This window comes from Daejeonella sp. (assembly GCF_046590655.1).
In the GTDB taxonomy this organism is placed as follows: Bacteria; Bacteroidota; Bacteroidia; order Sphingobacteriales; family Sphingobacteriaceae; genus Daejeonella.
On the sequence record NZ_JBKJUM010000150.1, the window covers coordinates 1 to 10085 of the forward strand.

The following is a 10085-nucleotide window of genomic DNA, read 5'->3' on the forward strand; positions in this document are numbered from 1 at the left end:
ACTCGGTCCGTATTGCGGGTTATGACCTTGTTGAGCTTAAGGCCGATAGTCTGAAACTGATGTCTGATTCAACCGTTAAAATCTATTTCAATAAACATTTAAACAGCGCAACCCTTATTCCCGACAAGTTTGTTTTAAGCCCATCAAATACTGTTAAGAAAATAGTTCCAGACGCATTATTCCGGGAAGTGACTTTGATTTATGAGAAAAAGTTCCATTCCGACACCCATCATAAGTTGTTTCTATCCCGAATAAAAGACTGTAGCGGGAAATCGATTATCGGATCTCAACTGCTTGAATTTAAAACCAGTAAGCCTCCACCGCCCATCGCCCAGCGAATCGACACGGCTGAGATTATTATAACTGAGATCTTTGCGGATCCTTCACCAGAAGTTGGCTTACCACTTGTAGAGTTCATTGAAATCTTTAATCCTGGCAAGGATGCCGCAGATCTTAACAAATGGATATTAAGTGATGGCGGTACGAAAGCCGTTATTGAGAACCTGATTATTCAACCGGGCGAGTACGTGATCCTGGCCCCCATGGCGGATACACTTTTATTCAGGCAATTTGGGAAAATCAAAGGTATTTCACCATGGCCATCATTAGGTAACGCAGGCGATCAAATAACTTTAAAAAGCTTCAAGCGAAGATTAGTTGACTCTGTCGCATTTCTGGATAAATGGTACAAAAACAAAATGAAAAAGAATGGTGGCTGGTCTTTAGAGAAAGCTGAGCTGCTTAATCACTCCTGCAATGGGTTCTATAACTGGTTCTCATCAATTGACCCGAACGGTGGTACACCGGGTCGGGGTAACAGCTTGAAAAAAGCTGGGAATACCCAGCAAAAGCTCAGAATTGATTCTATAAGTTACTCATCTGATAGTACAGTAACAATATCCCTTAACTCCATTGCAGATACAACTTATTATAAGCCCGCACATTTCAAAATTGACAATAAAGTTGGGACGGCCATTGCTATTTCTGTCGATGAAACTTATATGAAGATTCATCTCGGATTTGGCCCAAAATTCCAGGAGGGTATTAGTTACGTACTCAGTGCCGATTCATTATTCAATTGTATGGGTGAAAGGGCTGAACAGCCTAATAATCAAGCTTTATTTACCGTTCCAATAAATCCCGAATTAGATTATCCAGTTATAATTAACGAAATATTTGCCGATCCCTCGCCGCAGGTTGGATTACCAGAAGCAGAATATGTTGAACTTTATAATCCTACCGATAAGCTAGTATATCTTAAAGGGATGTCGTATGGTGACGAAGGCATCCAATATAAATTCACTTCGGGAGAGATCGCAGCGCAATCATTCCTGATCCTATGCGCTGATAAAGAAATAGCAAACTTTTCAGTATTTGGCAAAGTATTAGGATTATCCGTTTGGCCTTCGCTTGCAAATGATAAAGATGTTTTAATACTTAAAAATAATAAAGGCAGGCAGTTTCATCGGGTTGCTTATAACTCAGGCTGGTACAGAGACAAGGACAAAAAATCAGGTGGATATTCACTGGAAATGATCAGCCCAATATCAAGCTGTGCCGGATCACAAAACTGGTCAGCGAGTAAGGATCCGGCTGGGGGCACGCCTGGAAAACAAAATTCTATCTTCAATAATTCACCAGGAGAAGCTTTGAAATTATTGGAAGTGGTGCTAAAGGATAGTATTACTTTATTACTGACATTTAATAAAAGTGTAGATAGTTTGTCTGCATCTGCTGCTGGTAGTTATCACATCAATAATGGTTTAGGAACACCAGACCAGGTACTGCCCATATCGCCTGCTTTCGAAAAGGTAGAGCTAAAACTGAAAAATCCTCCAACCCGGGGTCTTATAAACAGGATTGAACTGAAACAAATAAGTGATTGTTCAGGATCCCACATTGCCAAGGATTATAATTATGGTGAATTTATACTGGCCGAGCGAATACTGAAGAATTCGGTTCTGGTAAACGAAATCCTGTTTAATCCCCGAACGAATGGCGTAGATTTTATTGAGTTATACAATAACACCAAACACCTGCTGGATCTGGCTGACCTGGCAATTGCGACTATTGGGAAAGACACAATCGAAGTCTCCCGACCGATTAGTATAAAACAATTCTTGTTGGAACCAGGGCAGTATATTGCTTTAACAAGCGCTCCTGAAATTCTTAAAAAAGAATACAAAATTGAAAATCCTGATCGAATTCTAAAAGCACTATTGCCCCCCTTTAACAATCAGAAAGGAACGGTTGTGCTGCTTAGCAATGGTAACAGAATAGATGAACTGAATTTCGACGAAAAATTACATTTCCAGTTATTCAAAAAATTTGAAGGAATTTCCCTGGAGAGAAGCAGTATAATACTTAAAACCAATGAGGCGGGAAATTTCAGATCAGCAACAGCCGCATCAGGATTCGCAACGCCCGGGTACAAAAACTCACAATACAGCGAAGGTCATTTTGATACTGATGAATTTAAGCTGGTATCCAGAACTTTTTCTCCAGACAACGATGGGTTTGAAGATTTACTCCAGATTAGCTATAAAATGCCTGCTCCGGGAATGGTAGCGAATGTCAAGATATTCAATGATAAAGGTATATTAATTAAGCATATTCTTAAAAATTCAACATTGAACGTTAATGGCCTTTTTGTCTGGGACGGGCTGAACGATTATGCCGCGACTGCAGAAATCGGGATCTATTTTATCTATGTTGAAATTTTTGATCCGCAAGGGAAAGTGAAACGATTCCGGAAGCCATTTGCGCTGGCTTACAAACTTTAAACAGCCATTTCATTGCTATTCTAAGTACCAGACACCCATAAAATCTCTACCTTTGCCCAAAACCAATTATAATGCAGGATACAGTTATTGTTATTGGCTCAAATGGGCAAATCGGTACGGAATTAGTAAACGAATTAAGGAATATCTATGGTGATGGGCAGGTCATAGCTTGCGATATCCGGCGACCAGATTACGATATTAAAAATGCCGGGCCTTTTGAGTTTGTAAATGTGCTGGAGAAGGACATTCTGAAGAATATTTTCCAGAAGTATAAACCAACACAAGTTTATTTGCTGGCTGCGCTGCTTTCGGCTACGGGTGAACAGAATCCTCAGCTTGCGTGGGACCTGAACATGAACGGCTTGTTAAATGTGCTTGAGCTTGCACGGGGTTTTAAAACACCAAAGGTTTATTGGCCGAGTTCGATCGCTGTTTTCGGTCCGAATTCTCCGAAGGATCATACACCGCAAGCTTGCGTGATGGATCCCAATACGGTTTATGGGATAAGCAAGCTTGCAGGGGAACGCTGGTGCGAATATTATGTACAGAAATATGGCCTTGATGTTAGAAGCATCCGTTATCCCGGATTGATCAGCTGGAAGGCCGCTCCTGGTGGGGGAACAACAGATTACGCCATACATATTTTTCATGATGCATTGAAAAAAGGAAGCTACCAGTCATTTCTATCAGGAGATACCGAATTACCCATGATGTATATGGATGATGCTATCCGCGGCACTATAGAACTGATGGATGCGCCTTCAGAAAAAATAACTATCCGCTCTTCATACAATCTGACCGGAATGAGCTTTACTCCGGAGACACTTGCTGAAGAAATACGCAGGCATATCCCTGATTTTAAACTGGGTTATACAGATTATGATCAGCGCCAGGCGATAGCATCCAGCTGGCCGAGATCGATCGATGATGGAAATGCCAGAATGGACTGGGCCTGGAAACCGGAATTTGACATTGCAAAGATGACGGTTGATATGATTAATAATTTGAAACGATAATGGAAGAGATTGCAGTCAAGAGTTACCATTCATTGATTTATCTCCTGAGAGATATGAAGGTAATGCTTGATAGTGACCTTGCGCTTTTATATGGAATTCCGACAAAAGCGTTAAAACAACAAGTAAGACGGAATATTAGCCGATTCCCAGCCGACTTTATGATTGAGTTGACGAAAACGGAGTTTGAGAACTTGAGGTCACATTCTGTGACCTCAAGTTCTCAAGCCAGCAAGGCAGGTTGGGGAGGCGCCCGTGTTACACCAATGGCTTTTACAGAGCAGGGTGTAGCAATGCTCTCATCTGTTTTGAACTCCGAGAAAGCAATTCAAATTAACATTGAGATTATGCGGGCATTTTCCAAATACAGAGCCATTTTAAAAGGTAGTGAGGATTTGAGAAAAGAAGTCAAATTACTTGATAATAAGTTAAATGATGTATTTAAGTATCTGCTTGATAAGATTGATGCACTCCATCACAAACAGAAATCAGAAAAACCTGAACCAATAGGCTATAAAATAAAATATAAATAATCAACTTAGCTTCCAATAATCAATGGTACGTTAGACACAAATGGGAAGAGCATTCGAATTCCGTAAAGAAAGAAAATTTAAGCGCTGGGCGAAAATGGCAGTGCAATTCACACGTCTTGGAAAAGAGATCGTGATGGCCGTAAAGGATGGCGGGTCGAATCCGGACGCGAACTCGCGTTTAAGAACGGCGATGCAGAATGCTAAGGCTGTGAACATGCCGAAACATACTGTGGAAGCGGCTATCAAACGGGCGAGCAATAAAGATGAAAGTAATTACGAGGAGATCGTTTATGAAGGATATGCACCGCACGGTGTAGCTGTCCTGATCGAAACTGCAACGGATAACACCAACCGGACTGTTGCCAACGTGAGAAGCTATTTCAATAAGACTAATGGCACACTGGGGAAAACCGGGTCTCTTGATTTTATTTTCACGCGTAAATCGGTTTTCCGCTTTGATCCCGGTGATATGGAGCTCGATGAATTGGAACTGGAACTGATAGACTCCGGTCTGGAAGATCTCTATGTTGAAGAAGATGAAAACGGAAAAGATGTAGGCGTGATCCATACCTCGTTCGAGGATTTCGGCAAAATGCAGAAAGCACTCGAAGAAAAGAAAATAGCCGTTATAAGCGCAAAGCTGGAACGGGTTTCAGAATCAACAAGCACAGTCACAGAAGAACAAGCGGCCGATGTTCTCAAACTAATCGACAAGCTGGAAGAAGACGACGACATACAGGCTGTTTATCATAATATGGCAGAGTAATCCGCTCACTATGACTTTTGAAGAGTTCATAATCAAGAAAAAAATAGACCTGGCCGAGTTTAAGACGGCTGAACCAGAATTATTTTTTGAATTCCAAAATCATTTCCAGCAAATGGGAGCAAAGAGTTTCGATCACAGCAAAAAGTTTTTGTTCAACAAACTGAGGAGAGCCTATCATCTTAAAGAAGAGCCTAAACCCGCGATTGAAAGTCAAGTCATTGAAGTAAACAAAATCGCTTCTCAGGCAGAGCCACTGTTATCACCAACTGTAGAAGCTACTGTTTATACCCCCCGCTTTCGGGCAGGGGGAATAGCAAAACCAGCTCAAAATACAGAGAAACCCGATGCGGTAAAGAGCGACAAACCCGTTTACACTCCCAGATTCAAAGTGCAGCCCTCCAAAAGTCCGGATAACATCATCGGGTCAGAAGAATCGTCCCAGACTTCAAATATCAGACCTCCGATTTCCGACCTCTGACCTCCGACTTCAGACCTCCGACCTCAGACCTCCGACCTCCCCTACCTGCTATGGGAAAACAACCAGGGCAACAACTCAGCTTCCGCAAAAGCAGGATCCCAGCTGTTATGATTAGCATCCGGGTATAGTGTAAATTTTACATCAGCAACTTTTAGCCTTTTTAATTCTGCGACCACCACTTTTGATTTTTCCACAGGCACTACGTTATCTTTCTCTCCATGAAAAAACCATAAAGGCACCTTTTTATATTTTTTGACATTTTCAATATTATCGCCGCCACAAATAGCGAACGCAGCGGCAAACATCTTAGGCTTCCTTCGGAGAATTTCAAGCGTTCCCATTCCCCCCATAGATAATCCCCCCACATAAAACTTGTCGTTGTCTGTGTATTTCAAACTTTTAAAATTCTCAACCAATCCGATAAGCAAAGTCATGGCCTTACCCGGTTCACCCCCTTTTTGAAAAGCAAACCTTTCTGCAGTATTGTTGAACTGAACGTTTGCCCAGAAATCTTTCGTAGGGCATTGAGGGAAAATTACGATAGCAGGAAAATCCTTACGCATACGTTCACTCTGAAACAGTTTGCCCCCATGCGTTAATTGCGCTTCGTTATTGTTACCGCGTTCACCTGCTCCGTGCAGCACAAATAATACGGGGTATTTCTTTGCAGGATCAAAATTCTCCGGAAGCAACAGACGGTATAAAAGACTGTCGCTGCCCTTGATAAATACTTCTCTGGAATATTCGGATTTAACCTGGGCTGTTAAGCTTGTATGCATAAGTAATGCGAGAATTATAAGATGTAAATATTTCATTGAGTGAATCTATGTGGTATGCTTTTTTATCGGGCCTTTAAAAACTATATATTTCGTCAACTGTTCAATTGGCTTTTACAAGCTCCCCGGTAGATGAAACGCCATTTTCATTTATAGCTTCAATCCTGAAATAGTAAGGTTTTTTACTATCCATAGATTTGAACCAATATTCATTTGCATCATGTACCATAATACAATTGTACAATTTGCCAGGATCTGTACCATAATAAATATTATAGGCAAACGCATTATCCACAGGACTCCATTTCATATAGGCGCTTCTCTTATCTTTTTCGGTTCTCAACACCAAAAATTGCCTGACTTCCCCCGGCTTAGCTCCATTACCATTTCCGAATACGCGTAATCCACTTATAGCGAATTTCCCTGTCGGCATATGAATATTTTCAAGTTTTATATAGCGTGCCTGAACAGGTTTTTCAAGTTCGATATAATCATGGGGAACATCTGTTTTATTCCTGCTTTTATCTGCCAGAATCTTCCATTTTTTCCCATCCAAAGAGTAGTAAACGATATACTGATGGTAAACGCCAACCGACTTACCCAAAAATGAACTGTCTACATCCTGGTCGGCATAATTTATTTGAACAGCATTTACAGTGCTCATGTTTCCCAGATCGGTTTGTATAAATTCACCCCTGTTAGCGCTTGCAGCACTCCAATAGGTTTTGATCATTTCATCTACTGCATTGTTGGCATTATAGCCTCCAAGCGTAGACGATACAAGAACAGGTTTTTTATAATTGAGGAGCATCCAGCCGGTGAAGCCGGTGGAGTTCATATTCACACCATTATCAGACGAACCTCCTGCCGGATAGATCTTCTCAGTATTTGAATTGTTAGGTAAAGCGTGCGGGTAATCACCAAAAGCTGTATTGGACCACATTACGCCGTCCTTATCAAAACCCGTTGGCCATATTCCAAGTCTCCGTTCAAAGGTGTTCTTTACGGATACGACCATAGTACTTATATGCCAATAGTTTTGATGAATGTCCTGGAAAGTAGCTCCATGGCCGGCCCCCCTGATAAATCCTCCCAGCTTATAGCTTAGCGGATCGCTTACCGCGCTGAAGGGGCCTAAAGGATGGTCACCAATCAGCAAGCCATCTGCATAACCACTGAACTCTGTGCCGGGCGCCCCATACTGAAGGTAGTATTTACCCTTATACTTCGTCATGTGGCTTCCTTCAATGAAACCATCTAAAAAAGTATCATCCATTAATTCCCCAAATCGCTGCCAGCCATAGCGCCAGCTTTCCAAAAGATACATTTCTTTACGGGTCCCTTTAGGATTGAGTGTTTTCCTATCCAGCTCAACTCCATACATAGGGAACCTGTTACTGCTGCCATTATACATGTACAGCTTGCCATCGTCATCCGTAAAAAAGCTTGGATCCCAGCCCCCGATATCGAATGAATCGACCAGTGGCTTCCAGTCATTTCCCTTAGGGTTGGTGCTCATCCAAACGGAAAATTTGCTGGTATAGGTAGATCCCATGACGATCATGGTATCACCAACGATACCAACTGCGGGTGCACATAATTCATCATAACCTTCGTTCCAGGGCCGAAGAAAACGTTTAGAAATATAATTCCACTTGAGCATATCGCTGCTCCACCAATAACCCCATTGATTAGTACTGAATAAATAATAGTCGCCTTTGTATGTTACTATAACAGGATCCGCTGTGGCCCGATGTCTGCCCCATTCACTAAAATTTGGAATGGGTGTATAGCCATAATCGATATTAATCGGATTACAATAGGTTTTTTGCTTGTACTGTGCTTTTGCGTCCGCGGCGGCGCACATTAAACCAATAATTAACAGGAAGACTAACTTAGAACTTAGCCGCGCAGAAATTTTAAGGAGTATATTAAAGCGAAGTATCATTAAGGGTCAGAAATTATGCCATAAATTAAATATTAAATCTTAATAAAGATCCCATTTATCAATGGTAATTCAGGAACTTATAAATAATTCTTTTCTGCGGTATTCTTCTTCAGATTTACTGCCTGAGGTACTTTAACATAATAACCTGTTCCATCGTAAATTCGCTTACGCGGATGTGTCTGGCAGGTTTCCGAACAAGCTCCATCCAATTTTGTACCGCACTTATCACATTGTGTAAAATGCTCGTTGCATTCAGGATTGGCACAATTGATCATTTTGGTGGTATGAGCACCACAATTTCTGCATGTAGAAATAACAACGGGATTTACCGAGTTAACATCAACAGCCACCCTGTTATCAAATACATAGCATTTACCCTCAAAATCTTTCCCACCGGCTTCCCTGCCATATTTGATGATTCCGCCATGAAGCTGGTAAACATGCTCAAAACCCTCATGTAATAGCAAAGCAGAAGCCTTTTCACATTTAATCCCGCCGGTACAATAGGTGATTATTTTTTTATCCTTATACTTTGCAAGCTCGTTGATCTTTGCCGGAAAATCCCTGAAGTTCTCAATGTCAAGAGTAAGGGCATTTTTGAATCTTCCAATGGAGTGCTCATAATCAGAACGCACATCCAGAATAAGCACATCTTCGTCGTCCTTCATATTAATAAACTCACCGGCTTCCAGGTGAATCCCCGTCTTCTTCTCAGGATTAATAATATGAGGATCCCTTAACCCGGAGTGCACAATTTCCGACTTATAACGGCAGTGCATCTTAATAAAAGAGGGCTCATCCACCTCATCCACTTTAAAATCAATCTTTGCAAAACGCTGATCTGCATGGAGGCTGTCCATATATGTTTTACATGACTCTTCTGTGCCTGATACAGTGCCGTTCAGCCCCTCCTCGGCCACAATAATGCGTCCGACAAGGTTTAAAGACTTACAAAATTGAAGATGATCTGCTGCGAATTGCTCCGCATTCTCTATCGCGCTATAGCAATAGTATAGAAGTGTGTTGTATTTTATCATAAATCATTAATACTGGTGCAAACAGCGTTTAATGCAGGACAAAGATACGCTAGGGGGAGGGGTTTTGCAAATGGTTGTTGGCGGTTGGCGGTTGGTTGCCTGAGAAAACAAATCAATATATTCTCTTTTACGCAGCCAATCCACCCCCTTGTTCCTATCTTTAAATATGGAAAACATCACCGAATTTCTTTTTGCTGAAAACATGCTCGATGAGTTCGGTTTCATACGCTATGTTTACCACACCCACAAACCTCGCGCTTTATTTCTGATAGATTATGAACCTGATCCTGCGGAACTTGTTCTGGTTGACGAAATAGACAGCTTTGACTCCTACCCAAAAGCAGAAATTGATGAAATGATGGTCAGGCTGAGGGCTTTTTGGAAGCAATACAAAGAGGAGATCCTGGAGGAGCATGATGATAAAAAGGAGCCGGCAGAAATGAAATTTCCGGATCTGGATGATGTAGTCACATTTTCTATTATCAACGGATCAGAGAGGCCCGATCCGGCAGAGTTTGCCGCTCTCGACAAAAGCAACCTTCTAAAAATGTCAATAAACGGGACTGGCTTCTGGGCAAGTATCCTGGAATTTGACCCGGAGACCGAGTCGATTATAGGGATAGTACAAAGCTTTCTTGAAGAAGAAGAATTAAAGACCAAAGATCACTTCATGGCCCACTTCCGTAATGTTTGGGAGATCGGGTATGTTTAGAACATCCTATAATTACTCCATCGATCCGGAAAACAACCG

The 10085-nt window shown here is 41.6% G+C and carries 9 protein-coding genes; 6 read left to right on the top strand and 3 right to left on the bottom strand.

All coding sequences use genetic code 11. From position 1 onward, the window contains the following. The 5 genes from ACLL8Z_RS13900 to ACLL8Z_RS13920 form a co-directional block, all read left to right on the top strand. Positions 1-2783, top strand: a 2783-nt coding sequence (locus ACLL8Z_RS13900) for a lamin tail domain-containing protein (RefSeq protein ID WP_411275392.1), incomplete at its 5' end; no start/stop codon positions are given. Positions 2784-2854: 71 nt separating this feature from the next. After that, on the top strand, positions 2855-3799 hold the full coding sequence (locus ACLL8Z_RS13905; protein ID WP_411275393.1) for an NAD-dependent epimerase/dehydratase family protein: 945 nt from the start codon (positions 2855-2857) through the stop codon (positions 3797-3799). After that, on the top strand, positions 3799-4329 hold the full coding sequence (locus ACLL8Z_RS13910) for an ORF6N domain-containing protein (protein WP_411275394.1): 531 nt from the start codon (positions 3799-3801) through the stop codon (positions 4327-4329). The genes ACLL8Z_RS13905 and ACLL8Z_RS13910 overlap by 1 nt, the downstream gene beginning before the upstream one ends. Before the next feature lie 40 nt (positions 4330-4369). Continuing rightward, positions 4370-5095, top strand: coding sequence for a YebC/PmpR family DNA-binding transcriptional regulator (locus ACLL8Z_RS13915; RefSeq protein WP_411275395.1), 726 nt, complete (start codon positions 4370-4372; stop codon positions 5093-5095). 10 nt (positions 5096-5105) lie between these two features. Next, positions 5106-5573 (top strand): hypothetical protein, encoded by a 468-nt coding sequence (locus ACLL8Z_RS13920; protein WP_411275396.1) that lies wholly within the window; start codon positions 5106-5108, stop codon positions 5571-5573. Positions 5574-5614: 41 nt separating this feature from the next. Here the strand turns inward: ACLL8Z_RS13920 and ACLL8Z_RS13925 are convergent, their stop codons facing one another. From ACLL8Z_RS13925 to ACLL8Z_RS13935, 3 genes are all read right to left on the bottom strand, one after another. Continuing rightward, positions 5615-6388 carry a prolyl oligopeptidase family serine peptidase gene (locus ACLL8Z_RS13925; protein WP_411275397.1) on the bottom strand — a complete coding sequence of 258 codons (774 nt, stop codon included), beginning with the start codon at positions 6386-6388 and terminating at the stop codon, positions 5615-5617. Positions 6389-6452: 64 nt separating this feature from the next. After that, a complete protein-coding gene (locus ACLL8Z_RS13930; RefSeq protein WP_411275398.1) occupies positions 6453-8216 on the bottom strand; it encodes a family 43 glycosylhydrolase in 1764 nt (587 codons plus the stop codon). Between the two features lie 158 nt (positions 8217-8374). Beyond that, positions 8375-9334 carry a rhodanese-related sulfurtransferase gene (locus tag ACLL8Z_RS13935; RefSeq protein WP_411275399.1) on the bottom strand — a complete coding sequence of 320 codons (960 nt, stop codon included), beginning with the start codon at positions 9332-9334 and terminating at the stop codon, positions 8375-8377. 166 nt (positions 9335-9500) lie between these two features. On the opposite strand from ACLL8Z_RS13935, the gene ACLL8Z_RS13940 reads away from it, so the two are divergent. Continuing rightward, positions 9501-10046 carry a hypothetical protein gene (locus ACLL8Z_RS13940; protein ID WP_411275400.1) on the top strand — a complete coding sequence of 182 codons (546 nt, stop codon included), beginning with the start codon at positions 9501-9503 and terminating at the stop codon, positions 10044-10046. Positions 10047-10085 lie beyond the last annotated feature (39 nt).